This window comes from Pseudoalteromonas sp. S327, assembly GCF_005886415.1.
Lineage (GTDB): Bacteria > Pseudomonadota > Gammaproteobacteria > Enterobacterales > Alteromonadaceae > Pseudoalteromonas > Pseudoalteromonas atlantica.
In genome coordinates this window covers 13,096-38,293 of record NZ_PNDP01000095.1, presented here as the reverse complement: position 1 = coordinate 38,293, position 25,198 = coordinate 13,096, and the positions used below count along the sequence as shown (strand labels likewise).

Below are 25,198 nucleotides of genomic sequence, written 5' to 3'. Positions count from 1 at the left end.
AGAATATAAAATGACTAATTTATTTTCATTAGAGGGCAAAGTTGTCCTAATTACTGGCGCAAGCCGTGGTATTGGTAAAGCAATTGCAAACACTTTAGTAGCGCAAGGCGCAAAAGTAGCAGGTACTGCTACGAGTGAGTCAGGCGCGGCTAAAATTAGCGATTACTTAGGTGATAACGGTAAGGGTTATGCTTTAAATGTAACCGATCCTGCATCGATTGAGGCTACATTAGCAGCAATAAAAGCCGACTTAGGCGATGTTGACGTACTTGTAAATAACGCAGGTATTACCCGTGATAATTTATTAATGCGTATGAAAGACGGTGAGTGGGACGATATTATCGACACTAACTTAAGCTCTATCTTCCGTTTATCTAAAGCGGTATTACGCCCAATGATGAAGAAAAAGAACGGCCGTATTATTAATATTGGCTCAGTTGTGGGCACTATGGGTAATGCAGGGCAAGCTAACTACGCGGCAGCTAAAGCGGGTGTTATTGGCTTTTCTAAATCGCTTGCACGCGAAGTTGCATCACGCGGCATTACAGTAAATGTAGTAGCCCCTGGTTTTATTCAAACTGATATGACCGATGAGCTAACAGAAGATCAAAAAGCGGCCACCCTTGCTAATGTACCAGCAGGTCGATTAGGTCAGCCTGATGAGATAGCAGCGGCAGTGTGTTATTTAGCATCTGACGCGGCTGCGTATGTATCTGGCGAGACTTTGCATGTAAATGGCGCGATGTACATGGTTTAACGGCCATTGTTATAAGCAAATGCTAAAAATAACTTAAGTAAGTGACCTCAAAAACATTGAAATTTTTATGATCTTGCTTTAAACATACTTGAAATCGCTGTGAAAATAAGCGATAAAAGACAAAACAAACACTCAGAGGTTTGACCAGACAATTATTTATGGTCAAATCATTGAATCAGAGAATTATGCGGCGTAAACTACGCCGCAATCTGAAAATAACGCATTGGCGTTTTTAATAAAGGAAAGAAGAATGAGCGATATCCAAGAACGCGTAAAAAAAATTATCATCGAACAGCTAGGTGTTAAAGAAGAAGAAGTTAAAAACGAAGCTTCTTTCGTAGACGACCTAGGTGCAGATTCTCTTGATACTGTTGAACTAGTTATGGCTCTTGAAGAAGAGTTTGATACTGAGATCCCAGATGAAGAAGCTGAAAAGATCACTACAGTACAATCTGCAATCGATTACGTATCAGCTCACGCTGAGTAATTAATCGCATATTAAAGGCAGCATTCGCTGCCTTTAATCTATATATCCAAACCACCTCAAAGTTCATGATTCAAATTCACCCGCTTTTACTCTCTACTGCATTCATTTGTAATAGCACATCTTTAGTTGAATTTGAGACTCGCACTTTGAGGTCGCTTGGGTATGAATTCCCTTTGTAATGCCAATAGATTTAAACTTAGTGAGTTAAACAGCTTACTAAAATAATACTATTTTAATCAATTGGTTTAAATATCCCTTATTGGAGGCAAACCGTGGCTAAACGTCGAGTCGTCGTAACTGGCTTAGGAATGTTGACGCCGCTAGGTAATGATGTGCAATCTACCTGGCAAGGCTTATTAGATGGTAAAAGTGGTATACAAAATATAACCCACTTTGATACATCAAAATTTGGTACTAAATTCGCTGGACTCATAAATGACTTTGATGCAACTGCATACATGTCGGCGAAAGATACTAAAAAAATGGACTTATTTATTCAGTACGGCATTGCAGCGGGTGTTCAAGCCTTTCAAGACTCAGGCCTTGAAGTTACTGAACAAAACGCAACACGTATTGGTGTTGCTGTAGGCTCAGGCATTGGTGGATTGACCCTAATTGAAGAAAACCACATAAAGCTACTTAACAGTGGCCCACGTAAGCTTTCTCCATTTTATGTGCCATCAACCATTATTAATATGATCTCAGGCCATTTATCAATGATGCATGGTTTACGTGGTCCTAATATTTCTATTGTGACGGCGTGTACTACAGGCCTGCACAATATTGGCCATGCAGCGCGTATGATTGCTTACGGCGATGCCGATGCGATGGTTGCCGGTGGCGCAGAAAAAGCCTGTACACCGATTGGTATGGGTGGTTTTAATGCTGCACGTGCGCTTTCTACCCGTAACGACGACCCGCAAGCTGCGTCGCGTCCGTGGGACAAAGACCGCGATGGTTTTGTACTATCTGATGGTGCAGGGGTTGTTGTAGTAGAAGAGTATGAACACGCTAAAGCCCGTGGCGCTAAAATTTATGCTGAGCTTGTTGGCTTTGGTATGAGCGGTGATGCGTATCACATGACCTCGCCACCGGAAGACGGTGCAGGTGCGGCACTTGCTATGCAAAATGCATTAAACGATGCACAAGTAAATGCAGACCAAGTTGGTTACATTAACGCTCACGGTACATCTACTAATGCAGGCGACAAAGCCGAAACGCAAGCTGTTAAAACTATTTTTGGCAGTGCAGCGCAAGATGTAATGGTAGGCTCGTCTAAATCGATGATGGGACACCTACTAGGCGCAGCGGGTTCAGTAGAGTCTATTATTTCTATTTTATCGCTGGCCGATCAAAAAGTATCGCCCACCATTAACCTAGACAACCCAGATGAAGGCTGTGACTTAGATTACATAGCCCACACTGCACGTGATGCAAAACTCGACTTTGCATTGTGTAACTCATTTGGTTTTGGTGGGACTAATGGCTCGTTGCTATTTAAAAAGGTATAATCCTTTTTAACAACGAACCACATTATAAGAGCTCAGTTGTTTAACTGGGCTTTTTTTATGCAAGCAATTCAATATGCAAACAATAATAACAACCGATGATACAAGTGCGATTAATACACGCGATAGAGGCCTTAACTACGGTGATGGTTTTTTTACCACAGCCAAAGTAATCGCTGGGCAAGTAGAGCATTGGCAGCACCATAAAGCACGTTTGGTAGAATGCGCAGAGCGCTTAGCGTTTCCTGCAATTAACCTTACTGAGCTTGAGCAACATATTGCAAAGGCGATTACTGGCTGCCAATTAAATGTGCTTAAAATAGTGATCACCCGCGGAGAAGGTGGGCGAGGCTATGGGTTGCCGCAACACACCCATTTAACCATTTTAATTACCGTGTTAGGGTTTCCACAAAGCTACCCAGCATTAGCAAAAACAGGGGTGAGTTTAGCCCTAAGCCCAATAAAATTAGCAACCCAACCTTTATTAGCCGGTTTAAAAACACTTAACCGACTAGAACAAGTGCTGATTAAAAATGCCATGGCAAAACAGCAATGTGACGATGTTTTAGTACTCGATCATCAAAACAATGTGATTGAAGCCTCGGCAGCTAATATTTTTGCTATTCGTGATAATAAGGTATATACGCCAAGCCTTGAGCAATGCGGTATTAAAGGGGTTTATCTGCAATCGTTATGTGATAAATTAGCGGTTGAATTTAAGCAAGTAAGCCTAAATGAATTAACCCAAGCTAGTGCTGTATTTATTTGTAATAGCTTAATGGGCGCTGTGCCCGTTAGTCGTATAGAACAACATACATTTAATGTTGAGCAAAGCATGTGTTTATTAAATGAATTATTAGCCAAGGAGGCTAAGTGTTAAAAGTTATTTTATCGGTATTATTGTTAGCTTTAGTTACAACGCTAGTAGGGTATCAGCAATTACAAGCAACAATAACTAGCTCGCTAAATATAACAACGCCTACCCAGTTTGAAGTTAAAAAAGGCATGGGCTTTAACCAGCTATGTAAACAATGGCAAGCTAATAATTGGTTAAAAAGCTGCTGGCGCTATCAAGTAATTGCAAAGCTTGACCCAACACTAACCGACTTAAAAGCCGGCTTGTACGAGCTAACGAATACAAGCGTTATTGATAATATAAAAAAAATAAACAACGGTGAGCAAATCAGTTTTAGCTTTACTATTATTGAAGGGCAAAACTTACGCGAAGTGATAGCAGCCATTAGTAGTGCGCCGCATTTAACTAATAACTTAAATACAGAGCAACTGGCGCAGCAAATAGTAGGTGAAAAAGGCCATTTAGAAGGGTGGCTGTTTCCAGATACGTATCATTATCACAGCGGTGATACTGCCAGTAGTTTATTAAAACGTGCGGCCGTTAAAATGCAGCAAACACTTGAGCAAGCATGGCCACAACGTGCAGAAAACCTACCGTATAAAAACGCATATGATGCACTTATCATGGCCTCTATTATCGAAAAAGAAACAGGCCTTGCCAGTGAGCGCCCGTTAATAGCCGCCGTATTTATAAATAGATTAAACGCAAATATGCGCCTACAAACCGATCCCACCGTAATATATGGCCTAGGAGAGAGTTTTGACGGTGACATTAAACGAAAAGATTTACGCGATTACACTCCCTATAATACGTATCGCATTAAAGGGCTGCCGCCAACACCCATTGCCATGCCCTCAAAAGCGGCTATTTTAGCAGCGCTTAATCCGCCTAAAACACAGTATGTTTATTTTGTGGCGAAGGGCGATGGCAGTCATCAATTTTCAACCACGTTAAAGCAACACAACGCGGCAGTTAAAACGTATATATTAAATAAAACGAATTAAACTTTATATGAAACCAAAATTTATTGTTATTGAAGGCCTTGAAGGCGCAGGTAAATCAACGGCTATTTCGTTATGCCAAGACTTTTTAAATAAAAAACAAATAGACTTTATTAACGTACGCGAGCCAGGTGGTACACCGCTTGCCGAGTCTTTACGTACTTTAGTAAAAGCCGAGCATGAAGAAGACATAGCCTTTGAAACCGAACTACTTATTATGTACGCAGCTCGCTCGCAGCTTATGCATAATGTAATTAATCCGGCGCTTGATAAAGGGCAGTGGGTATTAGCAGATCGCCACGATTTATCATCTCAAGCGTATCAAGGTGGCGGGCGCGGCATTAGCGCTAATACCTTATCGTCTTTGTCGTCTATGGTATTAAAAGGGTTAAAACCTGATTTAACCATATACCTAGACATAGACCCCGTAATAGGCCTTGAGCGTGCTAAAGGCCGTGGAGAGCTTGATAGAATTGAGCAAGAAGCCATTGAGTTTTTTCAGCGCACGCGCATACGTTATGTTGAGCTGGCAAATGACGATAGCTCTATAAAAACCGTAGATGCCAACCAAAGTATTGATAAAGTACACCGCGATATAACCAATGTACTACGCACTTTTTTTGAAGGGTTAAAATAACATGGCATTGCCATGGCTTAATAACGTAGAGCAACAGCTTGCGCAAAGTTATAAAGCGCAGCGTTTTCATCATGCACAGTTGTTATGCGGGCCCAAAGGCGTTGGTAAGTTTGAGCTAAGCGAGCAATTAGCTAATAGCTTATTATGTCAAAATATTAATACCCATATGCAAAGCGAAGGTAGCAAGTTAGCCCCGTGCGGGCAGTGCAAAAGTTGCTCATTAACACTTGCGGGTAACCACCCTGATAAACGGCTAACGCAAGTTGAAGGGCAAAGCATTGGTGTTGACGATATTCGCGCGATAAGCGATTTTATGAACCACTCCGCTGCACAAAATGGCAATAAAGTGGCCATTATTGAAAACTGCGAAAAAATGACCACGGCAGCAGCAAACGCGTTATTAAAAACCTTAGAAGAGCCCAGTAATAGCCGTTTTATAATTTTAACCACAAGCCACACTGCGCAGTTACCTGCCACCATTTTAAGCCGCTGTGCTAAAACAGACATAAAAGTCGCAAGCTCTGAAGCGGCTAAAACCTGGTTAGCCGATTTAAATATTAGTGACTATGTGTGGCTGCCTTTATTTTATACGCAACCACTTTTAATTAAACAGTGGCAAGCGCAAGAGCAGCTGCAACACATTGATACTTTATATAAATTTGCAACTGAGTTTAAACAAAGCCATAATTTTAGTCCGCTTGTAAATATTATAAACAAACAACCTGAGCTAATACGCATTTTTACATTATTTTTAAGCGAGCAATTAAAACAGCAGCTTATAATGGGTTTAAGTTTTGACGACTACCAAAGTGCTCAGCAAGCGTTGAATGAATTTTTACAAAATAGCACAGAGGTACTCGGGCTTAATTTACCTCTAGCAGTGTCGCGTTTAGCGCATGCCCTGCGTAACATTTAATAGGAATACATATGCAAGAGCTTTTAGTTGATGTAGATAACCTTGACGAACTTTATCGCTGCTACATGCCTTATTTAAAAAAGGGCGGCCTATTTGTACGTACCAATATGCGTTACGAAATCGGCTACTCTTTAGCGCTTAGAGTGACTTTACCTGATGCGCTAGAAGATGACGTGGTAACGGGTAAAGTTGCCTGGATAACACCACAAGGCGCACAAAGCTCTAACCCACCAGGTATAGGCATTAGCTTTTTAGATGATAAAACAAATTTAAACGCTAAAATCGAAAAGCTATTAGGCACTATGTTAAACTCTGGTAATCCTACATATACCATGTAGTTTTAAACGCATTTGCTTAATAGTGATATGCATAAAGCAGCTGGTTAGCGAGCGCTTAGCTCTCGTTAACTTGCAATACTAACTTGCTTATATCAATTCGTTTAATACCCATTCGCTTACTTAAGTGATTTACTTTAAGGCTGGAAAAACGTGTTGATAGCTAGGTAAAAAATTCGCTATTTAGTTGTGCACGGCAATTGCTCCTGCATTGCTCTACCTTCTGCATACATGCAGTTGTAAATGAGAGTTTTTTAGCGCAGGTAGCGACACGTTTAGCTCCGCAAAATGATTAGGTATTATTGCAAATTGGTATAACTAAGTATTTTTGCAGGTTAGTATAATTTAACACCCAAAACCATACAGGCCGTATAGTGATTGTAGATTCTCATTGCCATTTAGATCGTCTTGATTTTGACAAACTAGATTTAAACCTAGATCAAGTACTCGACAACGCCCGCGCAAAGCAAGTAGAGCACTTTTTATGTGTAAGTGTAACGCTTGATCAATTCCCAAGCATGCTTGAAAAAATTAAACATTACGACGATGTATCGGCATCGTGTGGCGTGCATCCGCTTGATCAAAAAGATGCCCTTAATAAACAGCAACTCATTGATTTAGCATCGCATGAAAAAGTAGTCGCGATTGGCGAAACAGGCCTAGATTACTACTATTCAAAAGACACGCACGCAGTACAACAAGCCAGTTTTGTTGGCCATATTGAAGTAGCAAACGAACTACAAAAGCCACTGATTATTCATACCCGTGATGCCAGAGCCGATACCATTAACTTAATGCGTGAGCACAAAGCAGAAAACTGCGGTGGCGTACTGCACTGTTTTACCGAAGATTGGGATATGGCCAAAAAAGCGATTGATATGGGGTTTTATATCTCTATTTCAGGCATTGTTACCTTTAAAAATGCCGTAGAGCTTAAAGAAGTTGTAAAACAAATCCCACTCGATAGATTACTCATCGAAACAGACTCGCCTTATTTAGCACCTGTGCCGTACCGTGGAAAAACAAATCAGCCTGCGTATGTAGAAGATGTTGCCTACTATATTAGTGAGCTTAAAGGTATTAGCTTTAACGAGCTTGCAAAAGCAACGACTGATAACTTTTATTCACTTTTTAAATTAGCAGCAAAAGGCTAACACATGACTACTCAATCGGCGCAACTCCCACTTTTACTAATGGGGCCTATAGTGCGCCGAGCTGAGCAAAGTGGTATATGTATACAGTTTGCTACTTCACGCCCTGGCAACTGCCAAATCACACTTGAAAACCAACAAAGCTACAGCGAGCAGCAAAGCATTGCATTAGGTAAATACCTTTACCTACATTTTATAATTATAAAACCCGTTGATAGCCAGTTTCCGCTCGACACATTATTAGCGTATACACTGCATATTAACGAGCAAAAAATTGACTTAGCTCCTTGGTGCTTTGAAGGGCAAACGGCGCCTTCGTTTGCAATTGCCAATAAGCTTACGCATATTTTACATGGCTCGTGTCGCAACGCCCATCACCCCGCAAAAGACAGCTTAGTATCAGCAAGTGAATGGCAAAACACCCAGCGCAGTAATAAACTGCAGGGCGCACAGCTTTTACTGCTTAGCGGAGACCAAGTTTACGCCGATGATGTAGCCGGCCCTATGCTACTGGCTATTCATCAGCTAATAGATGCATTAGGACTTTATAAAGAGCAACCGCTTGAGCTCAATTTACCAGCAGATATAAATGAGCAGCTTTTTAACCGCCATCATTACTTACCAAAAACGCCATGGCAAAAACGTTCAAAATTGGGCGTTGGGTACTGGCTAAAAAAAGACGAGCCTCATTTTTCTAGCGTAAAAGCGCATAATCACTTAATTCACTTTGAAGAATTTATAGCGCTGTATTTACTTAACTTTAGTGCCGCCGCGTGGCAATGCGTTGATATTAAAAATAGCCATTACTCACAAGGCAATGAAAAAAATAACACCATTTTTAACGCCGAAAAAAAGGCGTTAATTGACTACGCAAAAGGCTTAAATAGCGTAGAGCGTTTATTTGCTAATGTATCTACCTTGATGATGTTTGACGATCACGATGTTACCGATGATTGGAACCTAACAGCAGGGTGGGAGCAAGCTATAAATCAAAACCCAAGTAGTAAACGCATCATTAATAATGGGCTGATAAGTTATTGGCTATTTCAAGGGCTGGGCAACGACGCGCTACATAAAACCGGCGCGCTTATAAATGATTTTAAACAAAGCCGTAGCGCCAACAATAGTTGGCAGTTTAAAGCCTTTGATAAGCCTCTGAACGAATTTAACTATTGGCATTATGAACTTACCACCACGCCTAAAGTAGTTGTGCTTGATACCCGTACACACCGCTGGCGTAACGAAAGTAACTTCAATGAACCCTCAGGCTTACTTGATTGGGAGCGCTTAACAGAGCTTGAAGAAAGCCTACTGAGCCACAGCAAAGTAATTATTGTATCGCCAGCGCCTGTGTTTGGCGTTAAATCAATAGAAGCAATACAGGCGGCGTTTAATATGTGCGGGCAGCCGCTTATGGTTGATGTAGAAAACTGGATGGCACACGAAGGCTCGGCCAAAAAACTGCTTGATACCTTTAGGCGTACAGACACACCCAATGAAACGCTTATTTTATCGGGTGATGTGCATTATTCTTTTTGTTTTTCGGTGCAAAAGCGTTTTGGCGATCACCCAAACCGAATATGGCAGCTCACCGCCAGCGGTATTAAAAACGAATTTCCGCGTAAGCTAATTAATGTACTCGATAAGCTCGACTCAATATTGTACGGCCCCAAAAGCCCGCTTAACTTTTTCACCAAACGCTGGCACATGGAAGTAGATAAACACCAAACCAAAGGTGAAGGCCAAAAGTACCTAGTAAGCGACTCTGCCATTAGCTTAATTACACTGGAGCAAGGAGATTTAGCGCGTTATCAACTAATCCACGGCGACGGCCACACCACCGAGTTTGATTTAGAAGAGCAGTAAAGCCGCGAAAAATTTGTTGAGTGAAGTAAAAACCTTAATTGCACAAAGAGAAGCGAATGAGGAGTAAATGAGAAGACACAACCAATCCAGACATCTTATTTATCACTGCTCTACAGTGGAGCGTCTCAAAACCTCTTTGTGAAAAATAACTAAGTTCAATTGCACAAAGAGAAGCGAATGAGGAGTAAATGAAAAGACATAACCAATCCTGGCATTTTATTTATCACTACTCTAAAGCGGAGCGTCTCTAAACCTCTTTGTGCAAATATTTTTAAGAATAGCTATTTAAAATCACGCCCTCGCTTAACAACTATTTTATTACTTAAAATCGCCAAACATAATATAGCCATAAACAACATTGAGTTAGCGCCTGCTTGGAGCGAATAATCTACCGAAGAATGCAACAGCATATCTACAATAGCGATAGCACACCCAAAAGCCACGCCCTGAAATAATGCTGTTTTGCGTTTTCTCATTGTCTGAATACATAACCATAAGCAATATAAAATAAGCGCCCCTAAAGCTGATGTTACGGGTATGCCTAGCTCTACAGCAAATTGAATATAGTCGTTATGAGCATTATCGTAATAGCCAGAGTACGGCTCAGATTGATACGCAGGGAAGGCCGTATAAAACGTACCGCCACCTGAACCCAATAAAGGCTTGTCGAGTATTAACGGGATTGAATCACGAACTACTTCATCACGTGTTTCAGATTGAATACTGGTTTCGCTTATACGTTGCTTTACTTTTTCTACATCAAATATTGCACCAATAATGATCAAATCAATTATAAAAAAACTAATAATAAGTAACTTAAACGCTTTAGGTTTTTTATTGTAAACAAACAAAGCCAACAAGCTAACAGCCATCAGTGCTATAAAAAAGGCTGAATTACCCATTCGACTGCGCGTTAAAATTAGCGCAATAATTATAATAATTAACGATATACGCAAAATTATTTTTGAGCTTAATAGTATTTCTGTCCAGGCGCGCAAAGTTTGTTTAAATGTAAGGTCACTTGCATGATTACCTCGCTTTAATTCACTCACTAATACACCAATACCCAAACATAAACATAGCGCTAAATAGTTAGCTAAAAAGTTAGAGTAAGTAAACGTACCTATGGCGCGTTGCGTGTGCCTATATCCAAAAATAGGGCTGAGAATATCAGGTGAGAGATTCAGGTAAGTTGCATACAAAGCCTGAAAAACACCCGCTGCAATAATGGTATAAATAAGCTTTTTTATACGCTCACTATTATTGCAATAAATAAATATAAGCCAACAAAAGCAAACCATAAAGCTCGTTTTTAACAGCATTTGTTTTGTTTGAAAGGGGTCTAAACTCAGAGTAAAAAATTGCAAAGTACACATAGCGCATACTAATAATAAAGCAGAAATAATGGGTAAAGAATAGCGAGGAGGGTACAACGTTTGGTTATTTACAGCGCTATTAATCAGGTGAAAAACAAAGGTTTTACAAATTAAAATACCCATTGCCATAATGGCCCAGGGTCGGTAGCTACCTAAAGGAAGGGGCAGCAAAAAAACAATTGCACACAGCAAAAAAAATATAAAACGATTCACAGCTTTCTCAAAAAAACGAGCTAATAGTTAAGCAATAGTGTTTAAAGTAAAAACGCAGCCATTAGGCTGCGTTTGTATTATAAAACTAATTATAATTTAGTTGCCAACTTCAGAAATACCAGCGTCACCACCGGTACCACCTGCGCCTTGAGGAACGGTTGTTGTAGGCAAGGTTACAATTACAGGGCCAGCTGCTGGGGCGGTAGGCTCTGTAGGACCAGCTGCTGTTGCTTCTGACGCAATAGTTGCATCAACTCCAGCTGTTATTGCAGCAAGCGTTACTGCATCGCTATTAACGCCTGCAGTAACTAAGGCCGCTAAAAAATCAGAAATAAACGGGCTATCTGCGCCAATGGCTGCAATAACTGCATTCATAATTATATCAAGCTGCTCAGCAGAACACGTTCCATTAGCGATAGGAGAATCTAAATCAATTGGTCCGGTATTTTGGCAAAGTTGCTCAATTGCAGTTACTAAGTTTTGTTGCAACTCATCCGATGGAGTTTCTGCTGTGGCGTTGTTCAAAATACTAATTAAAGTATCTAGGTTACCAGTTTGCACAACTACATCGTTGTCTGCTTGAGCATAAACTGGAAGTGTTACAAAGCTCGAAGCGCCAACAATCAAGCTAGCAAGTATAAGTGATCTCATTTTGAGCCTCTTTTAGAGGTTACTAATTACAGAACCTTAGCGTATTGGTACAAAAAGTAAACTGTTTATTCATACCACTACATTTAGTTTCTATAACTTTTGACGGTGGTATAATTAAGTTACCTTGTATACCGTCACACCCTAGGTTTTCAAGTGTATGTAATGTTTCAGGTTTTTCAATTAAACAAGCTACCACCTTTATACCAAAACCATGACAAATATTATTAACTGTTTGAATAAAAAATTGGCTTTGGCTGTTATCTAGTAAGTCTTGTATGTAACTACCGTCTATTTTTACATACTCAATATCTAAGCCTTGTAAGTATTTAAAGGAGGTGAGGCTAGTACCAAAATGCTCAATACATACATTAATGCCTATGTCTTTTATTATGTCTATATGTTGCGAGGCAATATGAACATTATAAAGTAAGCTGATCTCGTGTAGTTCAAATAACAAGTTAGTTTTTATAACAGGCTTTGTGTGTGAATAAAGCGTTAGCCATTCAATAAAATCAGTTGAATACAAAGATGCCTTACTCAAGTTGAGTGCAAATACATCGTTTGGATATTGCTCTTTAACATTAACAAAATTACGAATTATTTTTTTATCAAGCTCTTCAGTTAAGTTGAGTTTTTCTGCCATAGCAAACAAATGCCCGTTACTCACTTTCTCGTTTTCATGAATAAAGTGAGCAAATACCTCAAAATAGCATTGCTTATTTTGTGAGTTAGCACGTTTTACAGGTTGCACTGAAAAACTCACTTCACCAGATGCTAAAATTGACTGAATAAGTGTGCGCCACTGATTAACACTAAATAAAGTGTCTTTATCTATTTTATTATTGTTTGTGTCACCAATTGTACAGCCCGTGTCTAACGCTGATAATACGCGACCTACAGGCATTCCTTTTTCTACACTTACTAACGCAAAGTTAGCAAAGCCACTAACATGCAAACTATTTTTTTGCTGGCTAAATGCATCAATAATTTCAAGGCGAGTTCTATTTAAAAAATCACTATCGTAGGGCGCAAGGGCAATAAAGGTACTGCCATTTAACCTAAACACTTTTGCATTAGTAAGCTCGCTAAACCTGGTTTTGAGTATGTTTGCCACTTCGTTTACGTGCTCATCACCGTCTTGATAACTTACTGTTTTATTGATGTTTGCAAGCGAGGGCAGGGTAATCATCATTGCGGTAATGGGAGTTTCATCGCTAATAGAATCAACTACCGAGTTAAAATGGTTATCAAATGACTTTCGGTTACCTAAACCAGTTAAAGGGTCTATATATACTTCTTCGGTAAGGGCTTGTGTTTGCTTAGTAAGTGAGTCAAACGTACTTTGCAGGTTCATAACCATATTATTAATAGCTTTTGTAACGGTGCGCAGCTCGCGGGCAACAGGTATTTCATCGTTGAGTGTAAAGCGTTTACGTGTAACTAAGTGGGCTTGGTTTTCTACAGCTTTTAGTGGTTTAAACACCGCGCGTAGTATTAAAAATGCAACAGCCAGTGACGCTATTAATAACAAAAACGACCCATAAAAGCTGCGTTTAGTATGTTCCCAAAGGGTTAGATACGATTGCCCAACATGGCTTGTTACTTCAAGCGTGCCCGCCATGACCCAGCCATTATTCAACTCCGAATGCCGACTTGGTGCATTAAGCTCAACGGCACCTTTAAACCAATTAGGTACCGATTCAACACGTTTGGGGTTTACAAGTTCAAAAACCACTTCGTTCTGGGCATTAGTAAATTTTATTTGCTTATAATAACCCGAATCAAAAATGGCCGTTGCCATTGTTTGAGCAATCATTATGCTGTCTTCTTCAAGGTAGGGGGAAATAGAAAGCCCTAAACTTGTAGCGGTGTCTTGAGCGTGGCTGCCCATTTGGGTTTGCAAATACTGGCGAGTGGTATCTACATCGGTAACTACCCGAACACAAAAAGAAATTAATGAAATGACTATAATCAATCCATAAACTTGCGTTTTTAAACTCAAGCCATTTTTAAAAAAAGACGACATAACTAATAGTTCCTTTAACGTTATTCTATATGGGAGCAAGCTCACCTTGTTCAATTCGCTCTAGCATTGTATTCAAAGCAGATACACCACGGCTGTTTTTTACTTTGTTACCTAACCCCTTCGATTTAGCTAACCATAAACCTTGGCCATTAAAGCTGTATATTGGCGTTAAGTCGGTACGTTGAGTTGCTGGTAGTAATTTTGTATTGAAGTTTCCTAGCACATAAGGAATTTGCTTTGGCTGCTCAATATAAATTAAAACCATATGGGGTTGGTTAAGCTCCTTATGACGAACATACATTAACCGAATTTTATCTTCAGGAATACCTAAAGCGAGTAACGTAAAGTATTTCGCAATTACATAGTCTTCACAATCACCCATGCCAGTGCCAAGGCTTTCAAGTGGTGTTGCCCAATAATCAGCTTTCTGCCAAAGAGCTTGATCAGACTTGTATTTAATCTTTTCATTAAAAAAGTCATTCACAAGATGTATTTTTTTCCATTCATTTTTGTTGATAGCTTCATCTATAAAACTTAACCAGCTTTTAATACGTGCGTGTCCTTGGCTACCATACTGTTGCTGGGCAAATGAAATTATATCGTTATTACGCAAATTCGTAAGCATATCTTGGGAGTGCACAATAAAAGATGATACGAATAAAACACAAAAAATGAAGCGCACTACTATTCCCTTTTGAAGCATTCCTTTAAAAATGAGCTTTAGTATAGTTGCATTAACATTAAAAAGGTAGATAGTATAAAAGTATTGGAAGCACTAATTTAGTGCGTAAAAGTTTAATTTGGTGCAACATAAATTTAACAAAAAAACAGTTAAAAAGGATGTTTTTTTGGTTGAGTAGATTGTTTGGGCGTGTATACTGTAAGACACATAGGGTATGTGAGAACGTTAATGGGCTTTGCTTTGCGAGATCTTTTTTTGTTCTATATAAGATAAAAGGAATTAATGTGAAAGTTTTAAAAGCTGTTCTACCTGTTGCTGGCCTTGGTACACGTATGCTACCAGCCACTAAAGCTATTCCTAAGGAAATGCTCCCCTTGGTAGACAAACCACTCATTCAATATGTGGTAAATGAGGCAGTTGCTGCCGGTATAAAAGAAATCGTTTTAGTCACCCACGCCTCCAAAAATTCAATTGAAAATCACTTTGATACGAGTTTTGAGCTTGAAGCCACTCTAGAAGCACGTGTGAAGCGTAGTCTTTTAGAGGAAGTACGCTCAATAGTACCAAAAGATGTAACGGTAATTTCTGTTCGTCAATCTGCCCCTTTAGGGTTAGGCCATGCCGTGCTTGCTGCGCGCCCAATCGTAGGAAATAGCCCCTTTGCAGTGATGCTCCCCGATGTAATTATTGATAAATATAAATCTAATCCAAAAACTGACAACTTAAGCCAAATGATCGACCGCTTTGATAAAACAGGCCATAACCAAGTTATGGTAGAGCCTGTACCGCAAGAGCAAGTTCACCAATATGGAGTGGTTGATTTAGCGGGTAAAAAAATAAAAGCCGGCGAGAATTCAGTTATAAAAAACATGATTGAAAAACCAAATAATGATCAAGCACCAAGTAATCTAGCGATTACTGGGCGCTATGTCGTGTCAGAAATAATTTGGGATTTACTTGAATACACACCACCCGGAGCAGGTGGAGAAATACAGCTAACAGACGCACTACTTCAACTTCGTCACTTAGAAACATTAGAGGCTTATCATCTAAAAGGGAAGTCACACGACTGTGGTTCTAAGTTAGGTTATATGTTGGTAAACGTTGAATATGCGATGAAATCAAGCCAATTGGGAGAAGCATTTACAAAGGAAGTGAAAGCACTCTTATAAAATGTAATGAGTAAAAAGCTACATAGCGAGTTCATCATTTTAAGTTTTTATGTTTATAAAAAAAGATCATTTATACGCCTCATTTTGGGGGGCCCTAGCTGTTGGTGCATTGTTATTTAATACGATGTTTGGCGCGTTTGCGGCTTTAACTTTTTTAATAGCTGGGACTGCTTATGCTGCATCAGCCATCAACTTTACCCTGAGAGTATGTAAAAAAAATTGGGAGTTGTTTTTAATACCAGCTTTATGCTTATTATCTGTTATTTGGTCAGATATTCCAGCAACGGCATTGCGGGCAAATATACAGCTTTTACTCACTACAATTTTCGCAGTTGTCATAGCTAGTCGCTTGGGGCTTAACTTATTTTTAAGGGCTGGCGCGTTTATTATGTTAATTGCTATGGTGATGAGTTTAGTTTCATCTCGCACTGCTCTAAATGGTATGACAGGTGAAATAAGTTTAATTGGTATTTTTGGAAGTAAAAACTATTTAGCTGCAAATACTTCTATGTGCATTACATTAGCACTTACCTTATCGCTCAATAAAATGATTGATAGGTCCAGTCGTATATTAGGGGTTGTGCTATTAATTACTTCGACTTTAGTTTTAATTAAAGCTAAGTCATTGGGCGCAATGGTGTTTGTATTAGGTAGTATATTAATTTGTATTGTAATTATTTATTACCAAAATTTAGCTTTAAATAAGTTCACTAGAGGAAAACTGAACTGGAGTATCTTGTTAGTTTTTTTAACCGGTATGTTCCTTTTAGTCTATTCACTTATCAATGGCAGTTTTAATGAACTTATGTATAGCATTGGTAAAGATCCAACTTTAACAGGTCGCACACACTTATGGGCAAGAGGGATATCACTTATACAGGAAAATCCATTACTTGGAGTGGGTTTCCAGAGTTTATTTTATGTTGGAAATAATATAGCCGAAGATATATGGGCACTCCACCATGTCCCCTCTGGAGCAGGGTTTAATTTCCATAATATGTATGTAGATATGGGCGTTGAACTTGGCCTAGTTGGTTTGTTTCTTTACCTATATTTAATAAAGCTATTTATAAGTAGGATATTTGATTTACATAACATCGCTTATGGGAGTTCACATTTTTTTGCAATATTAATTTTAAGCTATATGTTTTTACAAACTTTTTTAGAAGCTGTTTGGTTTGAGCAGTTCACAGTTATTCATTTTTTTATGTGTGTATCTTGGGTTTATTTAAAGGAAGATGAGCGTTATGAATAAAGAAATACCTAAAGGTGTAATTATATTTGGTGGCTCAGGTTTTATAGGCACACACCTTATTGATAAGCTTCTTATACAAGGTTGTACAACTATTATCTCTGTGGACATAAAAGAGCCAAAATCCCCACGCAAAGGGGTGAATTATATTGTAGCTGATGTGAGGGACTTATCATCATTAGAGCTATTCAATAACATCGATAAAATTTATAACTTTGCGGCTATCCACACGACACCTGGCCATGAACATCATGAATACTATGAAACAAACATCTGTGGCGCACTTGAAGTATGTAAGTATGCTGAAAGAGCGGGTATCAAAAATATAATTTTTACTAGCTCAATTTCAGTTTATGGTCCGGGCGAAGATCAAAAAACAGAAGAAACCGAATTACAGCCTACATCATCTTACGGATACTCGAAAATGATAGCAGAGAAAGTTCATAAAGAATGGCTTAATAAAAACTCTGCAATTAATAAGTTAGTGATAGTGCGGCCTGCAGTAGTCTTTGGGCCTGGAGAAGGGGGAAACTTTACGCGCCTAGCGACTTTACTTAGTAAGGGTTTTTTTATTTATCCGGGCAGGAAAAATACAATAAAAGCATGCATTTATGTAGATGATTTAATTGAAGCCATTAGCTTTGCTGAAGATCAAAGACAGACATTAATAACATTTAATGGAGCATACCATCAAGGTTATACACTTGAAGATATAATAGATATTTTTCAGGCTAACCACTTTTCAGACGTAAAAACAGTAATGCTACCAAAATTTATTGTGCTCGGGGTGGCTAAAACTTTGCGTTTATTTAATGCGTTTAACATTGGAATTCACCCCGAGCGGGTAATGAAGTTAGTTAAATCAACAGACGTTTACCCTGGGTGGTTAGTATCTAAAGGTAAAAAGTTCGATGGTGGTGTAGAGGTCGCTTTAAGCAAGTGGTCATCCTCTACAGATGGAAAGTTTAATTAATAGGATCTCTCTATGGATATTTGCGTGGCAATTTGTACTTATAAACGAGATAGCCTTAAAGAGACTCTATATTCTATCTCAAAGCAATGCTTGCCAAGAGAAATAACGCTAAAAGTGCTTATAGCCGATAATGATAAGACCGATAAAGCAAGAGCTAAAATAGAGGGGTGGGCAGAAGAGTTTGGGTTGCGCTTAATTTATATCCATGCCCCTTCTCAAAATATCTCTATTGCAAGAAATGCGTGTTTAGACAATGCAGATAGTAATTGGTTGGCATGTATAGATGATGATGAAGTGGCTTCCATTAATTGGCTCTCAAACTTATATAAAAAAGCGCAGCAGGAAAAAGTAGCGGTAGTATGTGGACCTGTTAAAGCGATATATGACGACAGTGCGCCTAGCTGGATGAAAATATGTGATTTTCATTCTCAACAACCAGTTTTTGTTAAAGGGGTAATAAAAACAACTTCGACAGCAAATGCTCTGATTAACTTAAAGCACCAAGCTTGTAAGGGGTTGAGGTTTGATCTTGCTTTAGGTAAATCAGGCGGAGAAGATAGTAGCTTTTTTTCTTATGTTTATTCTAATGGTGGATGCTTTGCATTCGCAAAAGATGCATTGGTTACTGAAGATGTACCGCCTGAACGTGCCAACCTGATGTGGTTATTAAAAAGGAAGTTCAGGTTTGGACAAACATGCGGCGCACGTCTAATAACTAAAAATATCAGTGTACTAGATAAAATAAAATACAGCACTTTAGCTAGCTGTAAATTTTCATTTTGTATACTAATGTGCCTACTTTCAATACTAGGTAAAAACAAAAAATATCATTGGCTCCTTAGAGGCACGCTTCATGTTGGGGTGCTTGCAAAACTGTTTGGTAAAAAAGAAATAATTCAGTATTAGATAGTGATAAAGGGAGTATGTATTCAATGGATAACTGCAATAGGTTACTAGATGAAAGCTGATTTAAAAGTATCAGTTGTTATTGCTGCTTGGAATTCAGAAAAATTTATTAGCAAAGCAATAGATTCGGCGCTTCAACAAAAGGTTTCTCTTGAGGTTATCGTTGTTGATGATTTTTCAAGCGATAACACCTGTGAGGTTGTTGAGAATTATCGCGATGAGCGGGTTAGGTTAATCAAATCGAATAGCAATGGGGGGCCAGGTTATGCACGTAATATTGGATTTGAAGCTGCAAAAGGTAAGTGGATCGCAATTTTAGACTCTGATGATTATTTCTTACCTAATAGATTGAGCGAAATGCTTAATTCTGAAGATGATGCTACAGATATTCTTATAGATAATTTTTATATGTGCCGTGAGGGAGAGCAGGCGCTATCTCCCTTTTACACTAATGATGAACTCAAAACAGGCAACTTATCCTTAGCAGAATTTATAAGCGGGAATGCAGATTTCATGGGTAAAAAAACCACAGGTTACGTAAAGCCTCTTTTTTTAAAATCGTTTTTAGTAAAAACAAAAGTGGAATACTGGCCTGAAGTTCGAATTGGTGAGGATTACTACTTTTTAGCATCGTGTTTAGCGGCTAATGCAGTAGCAAAAGTTTTAGACTTTTTCGGGTATGTATACACCATTAGAGGCGACTCCATTTCTGGCCAGTTAACGGAAGGGCATATTTCAAGGTTTCAGTGGGGCGATAGAAAATTTGTAGAGATGTATGAACTTAATAAAAGTGAAAATGCAGCTCTTAAAATAAGAAATAGAAACTTATCAAACACTAAAGCTTATATTTTGCTTGTAAAATCAATAAAGCGTAAAAAGATTTTAAAATCACTTTCTATTGCAGTTATAAACCCAACAGCTTGCAGGCTGCTATGGTTACCAATACGTAAACGCTTATTAAGTTAAGAAAACAGGGAGAGTAATTTGAGAGTATTAGTAGCCGTGTTAACAACAGGAAGTAGAAGCGCGACTTTCGAGCAATGTATTTTAAGTATCCTTGAACAAAGCTACATTAGCAGCATAGAGCTAAGTATATTAATTGTTGAAAATAATTCCGAATTGACTCAAGTAGTTAATAGCAGCGTGAGTAAGTTTACTAACAATAAAAAAATTAATCTAATACACGTTTTAGAAACTAAACAAGGGATACCGTTTGCAAGGAATAATGCACTAAATTATGCACAAAATAACCAGTACGACTACTTGGCATTTATTGATGACGATGCTTATGCAGATAAAAACTGGCTGAACTTACTGTGTGATAAAGCGAAGGGCTATGATGTAGTTGCAGGCCCCCAAAAAGCCATATTTCCCAAAGGCACTCATAAATATTTTAACTTAGCCCGTTTGTACCACGAGCGTAAATTAAGGGATGGTGTGATGGTGAAATGGGCTGCTACCAATAATATCTTGATTAATGTTAATACACTTAAAAAACTGAATATTAGCTTCAACGAGTCGCTTATTCACGGTGGAGAAGATAAAGAGCTCTTTTTGAGGTTAACAGCATGTGGTGGCAAAATTAAGTGGGTTAATAATGCAATAGTTCAAGAACATATCGTTATTGAACGCTTAACAACTAAATGGGCTTTACGTCGCTGCTTTAGAATGGGTGCTACAGGCTTTAAAATTGAAAGCTGTAATAAGACTTTCTTAGGAGCACTTTTTACTTGCTGCTTTAAAGGGGCTGCTTATTTGGCAAAAGGTTTACTTTCATTTTTGCCATACTTTATTAGTTCGAAGCATACATGTTTAGATAGTTTATGTGACTTATCCCACGGTGTTGGTTTTTTTTATGGGCTCTTCTCCGGTGGTAATGTTAGGAGCTACGCGTGAAAATACACTTATTTTACTTATTTTACTTCTTTTGCTTACAGGCTTTCTCTTGGCCACTCTATGCACAAGAGTACAATCAGTTAGTGTGGAGTGATGAGTTTAACAGCGATGGCCTACCTGCTAATGAAAAGTGGGGGTACGAACAAGGCTATGTACGAAATGGTGAAAAACAGTTGTATGTAGCAAACAACCTTCATAACGCAAGAGTTAAAGATGGAATTTTAATAATTGAGGCAAGGAAGTTGGAGAGTGTAGAAACTAGTCTATGGGATGAATTATTTGACTCTCCAAAACCTATGTATACATCTGCTAGTTTAACTACACGTAATTTGCATTCATGGACGAATGCAAAAATTGAAGTACGTGCTAAATTACCCCATGGCATTGGAGTTTGGCCTGCAATATGGCTACTTGGAGTCGATAAGCAAGGCAAAGGCTGGCCAGCTAAAGGCGAAATAGACATGATGGAATATGTTGGTTACCAAAAAGATAAAGTGCATATAGCTCTGCATACTAAGATAAGAAATCACCAGAATAAAAAAGCGATAAATAAGGGGTTTACATTAAAAAATCTCTTATCTGAATATCATATATATGCTGTTGAAAAATATTCTAATGTTATTAAGTTTTTTATTGATGATAAGCTAGTTTTTAGTTATGAAAAAGAAGATGATAATACCGAATCATGGCCTTTTGATGAGCCGATGTATTTAATAATTAACTTAGCAATTGGTGGTTCTTGGGGAGGAAAACATGGAATTGATGATTCTATATTTCCTCAGCAGTTTTTAATAGATTATGTCAGGGTTTATCAGTAGGAATGTAATTGATAAAGTTTTAACTTTGATGCTTTTATATAAAAGCAAAGCAATGGATGGTAATGAGTGATGGTGATATTTTTTATTTCGGTATTTATTTTATTATATATATATGTTTTTTTTCCTTTAATCATATACATTTTTGGTGCTGTTAAAAAAGAGTATGTAAATACCACATTTACAGCTAATGATAAGAGTATCGTTATTGTCGTACCAGCTCATAACGAAGAATCAGTGATCAGCAAAAAAATCGAAAACCACTTGGCTTTAGATTACGATAAAGCGAGCTATAAAGTACTAGTAATATCAGATACGTCAACAGATCAAACTGTTTCAATAACCAAAAGTTATGTAGATAAATATCCTGGAAGAGTCGAATTATTTGAAGTAAGTGATGGCTTGGGGAAAACTAACGCAATCAATAAAGCTTTAGCTGGTGTTGAATGTGATTTTTTAGTTTTTTCCGACGCTAATGTTTATTTGAAAAAAGATGCATTATTGCAAATTTCAAAGTGCTATAAAGACGACGAAGTAGGTGGGGTTGCAGGTCAATTAATTTATACAAACGATGATCTTGAAGGAGCAGCACAAAGTAATGGCTTGTATTGGAAATACGAAGAAATGATTAAAAAATCAGAGTCTTTATCTGGCTCAATGATGGGTGCAGATGGTTCTATTTTTTCTATAAGAACAAGCTTATTAAGAGAGCTTCCAGTGCATGTGCTTGATGACTTCTGCTCGTCTATGGGCGTTATCAATCAGGGTTATAAGCTAAAGTTTGATGATACTATAGTTGCTTATGAAAAAGGTGCTGAAAGTACCGCAGAAGAATTCCCGAGAAAAATCAGAATTAGTAATCGCTCTTATAATAGCTATAAGCATTTACGATCAGAATGTTTAAATACTTTGTCGCTTTTTAATTTATGGAAGCTTTACTCACATAAAGTATTACGTTGGTATAGTTTATTATTTATGGTGTTGGCATTAGTTTCTAATGTGTATTTAGCGATTTTTGAGAGTGGTTATTTATTTAAAGTAATCTTAATAGCGCAAGTCTCGTTTTATATAATGGCTGTATTATCTTGGTTTGAAAAATTTCCTAAAGTGCCTGTTGTTTCAAAAATAGCTGTCATTGCAGAATACTTTACTATGGCGAATATTGCTGCGGGTATTGGTATATTACAGTCAATTACAGGTAAAAAAACGGTTACTTGGAAAAAAGCAAATTCTACAAGGTGAATATACGTTGTAAAGGCTAACAGTGTAAAAGTTAACAATAGGGATATATTTTGTCTGAGAACGATACTATAGCAGTTATTATTGCTGCTTATAATGCAGAAAAAACAATTACTAGAGCAGTAGAATCAGTAGTCAATGATAAATTTGTTAACCAAGTGATAGTTGTTGATGATTGCTCTACAGATAACACAATGCAAGTTTTAACCTGTTTAAATGCTAAGTTCTCTAAAGTAAGTATCTTTTCTACTGAAGTGAATAGTGGTCCCGGGAAGGCACGTAATATTGCCCTTTCTAGGGCGACTTCAAAATGGGTTACTGTGTTAGATTCTGATGATTACATTGAAACTGGTCGTTATGAAAAACTATTAGCTTATAGTGAAGGCGAAGACTTAATTGCTGATGATAAGTTTCGTATAAATGAAACTGACCCGCTAGCACGTAAAACAAAGATGCTTGGAGACAGGCAGGACTTTCCGGCAATAATATCTTTATCAGATTTTATTGAATCAAACATTACTAAAAAAGGTGAGTTTAGAAAAGAGCTCGGGTTTATAAAACCAATCATAAAGCGTCAGTTTTTAGAAAAATACAATTTAAGCTACCAAGAAAATATGCGTCTTGGTGAAGATTATGAGTTCTATTGCCGCTGCTTAATTTTGGGCGCAAAACTGAAGTTAATTGAAGCATCTGGCTATGTAGCTCTTGTTAGAGAAAATTCCCTCTCTGGCAACCATAGTAAAACTGATTTAATTCATTTAAGAGATTGTGACTACGCACTTGCAAAAATAAAAAGTTTATCGAGCCAAGAAAGAAAGTTACTACTACGTCACGCTAAAAGTATTAATATGAAAATTCAATGGATTTGCTTTTATTCATCTATAAAAAATAAGCGCTATAAAACAACAATTAAATCTATTACTAATTCCTTTTCAGCTTTTATTTTTATTTTAAAAAATTTAAGGACTCAGTTTTTCATTCGCGTAGTTAAAAGAAGATTAAATAAGTGAGCATAAATAAATCTTATGGAATTCTTTGGCTATTTGTCAGTAAGTTTTTTCCGCCAATAATTAATTTTGCTGTATTTACGTATTCAGCACGTATTTTAGCTCCAGAAGATTTCGGTCTAATCGCATTCTCACTGTCAATTATTTATATATCTAGTAGTTTTATGCCTGTTGGCTGGCGTGAATCGATAATAAAATACCAAATAGATGATACCTTAACGATTAGTAGTATTTTTTGGCTCCACTTTTTTGTTTCAATAATATTGGTGCTACTAATACTCGCTTTTTGTTTAGTTTCATTCTTCGACTTCCAGACAGAAATATTCAATATCGCTTTATCAATATTTTGCCTAAAACTAATTTTTGATGGGCTTTATGCTACATTAAATATAGTGCTTTTGAAGGAACAAAAGTATGCACATTTAGCTTTAAGAACATTTTTTTCAGGAGTTTTATCAGCTACTATAATAATAACATTACTTGTTTTAGATTATGGTATATGGGCATTAATTTGGTCACAGGTGGTGCTGTCCATTTTCAACTTTTTAGTAGTGTACATTCCAACCAGAGATAAAGTGAAATTTATATTCAAGTTTAATTGTATTATTAAGCTTAATTCATTTGCTATATATACCACTTTAACAAATGGCCTTACTTTTGCTTTAAGTCATTATGAGTCACTAATTATTGGTAGTATATTAGGTAATAGACAGCTTGGTTTTTACAGTGTGGCAAAAAGGTTATCTACTATAATGAATGAGGTTTTTATTGGTACAGTCTCAGAAGTTAGCTTCCCCATATTGGCGAAAACGCAAGCACAGAATGGCAACCTTAAAAAAGGTTTTTTAAACTCTGTTTATTTTTCAGTTTTGCTTCTATATCCTGTTTTTATTTTTTTACTTGCATATTCAACTGATATTTTTGTTGTCTTATTTACAGAGAAATGGATTGAATCTGTATTAATATTTAAAGCGTTTTGTATCGTTTACATGATTGTGATATTAGGTATCCCACAGAAAAATATTATTTTATTAACCAACAATGCTAAATGGTGGTTTAAATTACAGCTAAAGTTATCTTTAATCATAGTGCCGTTAACCACAATAAGTTTATTTTGGGGGCTTAATTACTTTTTAGCCGCTTTGATACTTGGAAAGTTAACCTATTGCAGTGCATCAATGGCGCGTTCTTGTAAATTATTAAATATAACTATTAGTGAATATCTTACAAGTCTTACATCACCTGTTATCTGTGCTGTCATAAGTATATTACTAACACTAAGTTTAAGTAACATCTTTTATTTAGGGACAACAATTTTAGAAATAGTTATAGAAGGGTTATTCTTTATAGTTATCTATTTCACATTAATGTACCTCTTTGACGGAGGTAAACTGACGTCAAGCGCCTTAAGTATTTTTCCAAAAAACAAAATTATTTTAAAATTAGCACATAAACAAAATTATAAGGAAATTTGAA

Annotated in this window: 24 protein-coding genes; 20 read left to right on the top strand and 4 right to left on the bottom strand. The window is 37.5% G+C overall.

What is annotated here, in order from left to right; translation table 11 throughout:
- The first annotated feature begins 10 nt into the window (after positions 1–10).
- The 10 genes from fabG (at position 11) to CWB60_RS20080 (ending at position 9,514) form a co-directional block, all read left to right on the top strand.
- The gene (fabG, locus tag CWB60_RS20125) at positions 11–757 is read left to right on the top strand and encodes a 3-oxoacyl-ACP reductase FabG (protein ID WP_004587689.1); all 747 of its coding nucleotides are present in this window, start codon (positions 11–13) and stop codon (positions 755–757) included.
- Between the two features lie 250 nt (positions 758–1,007).
- Complete coding sequence (gene acpP / locus CWB60_RS20120; RefSeq protein ID WP_004587690.1) at positions 1,008–1,244, top strand: acyl carrier protein; 237 nt, start codon at positions 1,008–1,010, stop codon at positions 1,242–1,244.
- A gap of 272 nt (positions 1,245–1,516) precedes the next feature.
- On the top strand, positions 1,517–2,755 hold the full coding sequence (gene fabF / locus CWB60_RS20115; protein ID WP_004587691.1) for a beta-ketoacyl-ACP synthase II: 1,239 nt from the start codon (positions 1,517–1,519) through the stop codon (positions 2,753–2,755).
- A 73-nt stretch (positions 2,756–2,828) separates the two neighbouring features.
- Positions 2,829–3,632, top strand: coding sequence for an aminodeoxychorismate lyase (gene pabC / locus CWB60_RS20110; RefSeq protein WP_138579958.1), 804 nt, complete (start codon positions 2,829–2,831; stop codon positions 3,630–3,632).
- A complete protein-coding gene (mltG, locus tag CWB60_RS20105; protein WP_138579957.1) occupies positions 3,626–4,612 on the top strand; it encodes an endolytic transglycosylase MltG in 987 nt (328 codons plus the stop codon). Before pabC ends, mltG begins: the two co-directional genes overlap by 7 nt.
- 7 nt (positions 4,613–4,619) lie before the next feature.
- Positions 4,620–5,246: a dTMP kinase gene (gene tmk / locus CWB60_RS20100; protein ID WP_138579956.1), complete on the top strand. Its 627-nt coding sequence runs from the start codon at positions 4,620–4,622 to the stop codon at positions 5,244–5,246.
- Between the two features lies 1 nt (position 5,247).
- Positions 5,248–6,162, top strand: a complete 915-nt coding sequence (locus CWB60_RS20095; RefSeq protein WP_138579955.1) for a DNA polymerase III subunit — start codon at positions 5,248–5,250, stop codon at positions 6,160–6,162.
- 11 nt (positions 6,163–6,173) lie between these two features.
- Positions 6,174–6,500, top strand: coding sequence for a PilZ domain-containing protein (locus tag CWB60_RS20090; protein ID WP_004587696.1), 327 nt, complete (start codon positions 6,174–6,176; stop codon positions 6,498–6,500).
- 371 nt (positions 6,501–6,871) lie between these two features.
- Complete coding sequence (locus CWB60_RS20085; RefSeq protein WP_029773701.1) at positions 6,872–7,651, top strand: TatD family hydrolase; 780 nt, start codon at positions 6,872–6,874, stop codon at positions 7,649–7,651.
- 3 nt (positions 7,652–7,654) lie between these two features.
- Entirely contained in the window at positions 7,655–9,514 is a 1,860-nt protein-coding gene (locus tag CWB60_RS20080; RefSeq protein WP_138579954.1) for an alkaline phosphatase D family protein, read from the top strand.
- 281 nt (positions 9,515–9,795) lie between these two features.
- Here the strand turns inward: CWB60_RS20080 and CWB60_RS20075 are convergent, their stop codons facing one another.
- The 4 genes from CWB60_RS20075 to CWB60_RS20060 all read right to left on the bottom strand — a co-directional run bounded on the left by CWB60_RS20075 (position 9,796) and on the right by CWB60_RS20060 (position 14,405).
- The gene (locus tag CWB60_RS20075; protein ID WP_138577750.1) at positions 9,796–11,103 is read right to left on the bottom strand and encodes an O-antigen ligase family protein; all 1,308 of its coding nucleotides are present in this window, start codon (positions 11,101–11,103) and stop codon (positions 9,796–9,798) included.
- Between the two features lie 96 nt (positions 11,104–11,199).
- Positions 11,200–11,754: a hypothetical protein gene (locus CWB60_RS20070; RefSeq protein WP_138577748.1), complete on the bottom strand. Its 555-nt coding sequence runs from the start codon at positions 11,752–11,754 to the stop codon at positions 11,200–11,202.
- 22 nt (positions 11,755–11,776) lie between these two features.
- The gene (locus tag CWB60_RS20065) at positions 11,777–13,780 is read right to left on the bottom strand and encodes a bifunctional diguanylate cyclase/phosphodiesterase (protein WP_138577746.1); all 2,004 of its coding nucleotides are present in this window, start codon (positions 13,778–13,780) and stop codon (positions 11,777–11,779) included.
- A gap of 25 nt (positions 13,781–13,805) precedes the next feature.
- Positions 13,806–14,405: a transglutaminase-like cysteine peptidase gene (locus CWB60_RS20060; protein ID WP_417655637.1), complete on the bottom strand. Its 600-nt coding sequence runs from the start codon at positions 14,403–14,405 to the stop codon at positions 13,806–13,808.
- A 341-nt stretch (positions 14,406–14,746) separates the two neighbouring features.
- Between CWB60_RS20060 and galU the strand changes: the two genes are divergently transcribed.
- The 10 genes from galU to CWB60_RS20010 all read left to right on the top strand — a co-directional run bounded on the left by galU (position 14,747) and on the right by CWB60_RS20010 (position 25,197).
- Entirely contained in the window at positions 14,747–15,634 is an 888-nt protein-coding gene (gene galU / locus CWB60_RS20055) for a UTP--glucose-1-phosphate uridylyltransferase GalU (protein WP_138577742.1), read from the top strand.
- 49 nt (positions 15,635–15,683) lie between these two features.
- Positions 15,684–16,889 (top strand): O-antigen ligase family protein, encoded by a 1,206-nt coding sequence (locus tag CWB60_RS20050; protein WP_138577740.1) that lies wholly within the window; start codon positions 15,684–15,686, stop codon positions 16,887–16,889.
- Positions 16,882–17,859 carry an NAD-dependent epimerase/dehydratase family protein gene (locus CWB60_RS20045; protein WP_138577738.1) on the top strand — a complete coding sequence of 326 codons (978 nt, stop codon included), beginning with the start codon at positions 16,882–16,884 and terminating at the stop codon, positions 17,857–17,859. The genes CWB60_RS20050 and CWB60_RS20045 overlap by 8 nt, the downstream gene beginning before the upstream one ends.
- A gap of 12 nt (positions 17,860–17,871) precedes the next feature.
- Entirely contained in the window at positions 17,872–18,765 is an 894-nt protein-coding gene (locus CWB60_RS20040) for a glycosyltransferase family 2 protein (protein ID WP_138577736.1), read from the top strand.
- Between the two features lie 51 nt (positions 18,766–18,816).
- On the top strand, positions 18,817–19,731 hold the full coding sequence (locus tag CWB60_RS20035; protein ID WP_004587718.1) for a glycosyltransferase family 2 protein: 915 nt from the start codon (positions 18,817–18,819) through the stop codon (positions 19,729–19,731).
- 18 nt (positions 19,732–19,749) lie between these two features.
- Positions 19,750–20,661 (top strand): glycosyltransferase family 2 protein, encoded by a 912-nt coding sequence (locus tag CWB60_RS20030; protein WP_138577734.1) that lies wholly within the window; start codon positions 19,750–19,752, stop codon positions 20,659–20,661.
- Complete coding sequence (locus CWB60_RS20025) at positions 20,658–21,479, top strand: glycoside hydrolase family 16 protein (protein ID WP_138577732.1); 822 nt, start codon at positions 20,658–20,660, stop codon at positions 21,477–21,479. The genes CWB60_RS20030 and CWB60_RS20025 overlap by 4 nt, the downstream gene beginning before the upstream one ends.
- 69 nt (positions 21,480–21,548) lie before the next feature.
- Positions 21,549–22,718, top strand: coding sequence for a glycosyltransferase (locus tag CWB60_RS20020; protein WP_138577730.1), 1,170 nt, complete (start codon positions 21,549–21,551; stop codon positions 22,716–22,718).
- Between the two features lie 50 nt (positions 22,719–22,768).
- Positions 22,769–23,725, top strand: a complete 957-nt coding sequence (locus CWB60_RS20015; RefSeq protein ID WP_171036172.1) for a glycosyltransferase family 2 protein — start codon at positions 22,769–22,771, stop codon at positions 23,723–23,725.
- A complete protein-coding gene (locus tag CWB60_RS20010) occupies positions 23,722–25,197 on the top strand; it encodes an oligosaccharide flippase family protein (RefSeq protein WP_138577726.1) in 1,476 nt (491 codons plus the stop codon). Before CWB60_RS20015 ends, CWB60_RS20010 begins: the two co-directional genes overlap by 4 nt.
- Position 25,198: the final 1 nt, after the last annotated feature.

Excerpts from the sequence above, each read along its gene's own strand:
- fabG (WP_004587689.1), top strand. The coding sequence starts at position 11 with ATGACTAATTTATTTTCATTAGAGGGCAAAGTTGTCCTAATTACTGGC.
- acpP (WP_004587690.1), top strand. The coding sequence starts at position 1,008 with ATGAGCGATATCCAAGAACGCGTAAAAAAAATTATCATCGAACAGCTA.
- pabC (WP_138579958.1), top strand. The coding sequence starts at position 2,829 with ATGCAAACAATAATAACAACCGATGATACAAGTGCGATTAATACACGC.
- tmk (WP_138579956.1), top strand. The coding sequence starts at position 4,620 with ATGAAACCAAAATTTATTGTTATTGAAGGCCTTGAAGGCGCAGGTAAA.
- CWB60_RS20095 (WP_138579955.1), top strand. The coding sequence starts at position 5,248 with ATGGCATTGCCATGGCTTAATAACGTAGAGCAACAGCTTGCGCAAAGT.
- CWB60_RS20090 (WP_004587696.1), top strand. The coding sequence starts at position 6,174 with ATGCAAGAGCTTTTAGTTGATGTAGATAACCTTGACGAACTTTATCGC.
- CWB60_RS20080 (WP_138579954.1), top strand. The coding sequence starts at position 7,655 with ATGACTACTCAATCGGCGCAACTCCCACTTTTACTAATGGGGCCTATA.
- CWB60_RS20070 (WP_138577748.1), bottom strand. The coding sequence starts at position 11,754 with ATGAGATCACTTATACTTGCTAGCTTGATTGTTGGCGCTTCGAGCTTT.
- CWB60_RS20065 (WP_138577746.1), bottom strand. The coding sequence starts at position 13,780 with ATGTCGTCTTTTTTTAAAAATGGCTTGAGTTTAAAAACGCAAGTTTAT.
- CWB60_RS20060 (WP_417655637.1), bottom strand. The coding sequence starts at position 14,405 with ATGCTTACGAATTTGCGTAATAACGATATAATTTCATTTGCCCAGCAA.
- CWB60_RS20050 (WP_138577740.1), top strand. The coding sequence starts at position 15,684 with ATGTTTATAAAAAAAGATCATTTATACGCCTCATTTTGGGGGGCCCTA.
- CWB60_RS20045 (WP_138577738.1), top strand. The coding sequence starts at position 16,882 with ATGAATAAAGAAATACCTAAAGGTGTAATTATATTTGGTGGCTCAGGT.
- CWB60_RS20040 (WP_138577736.1), top strand. The coding sequence starts at position 17,872 with ATGGATATTTGCGTGGCAATTTGTACTTATAAACGAGATAGCCTTAAA.
- CWB60_RS20035 (WP_004587718.1), top strand. The coding sequence starts at position 18,817 with ATGAAAGCTGATTTAAAAGTATCAGTTGTTATTGCTGCTTGGAATTCA.
- CWB60_RS20020 (WP_138577730.1), top strand. The coding sequence starts at position 21,549 with ATGGTGATATTTTTTATTTCGGTATTTATTTTATTATATATATATGTT.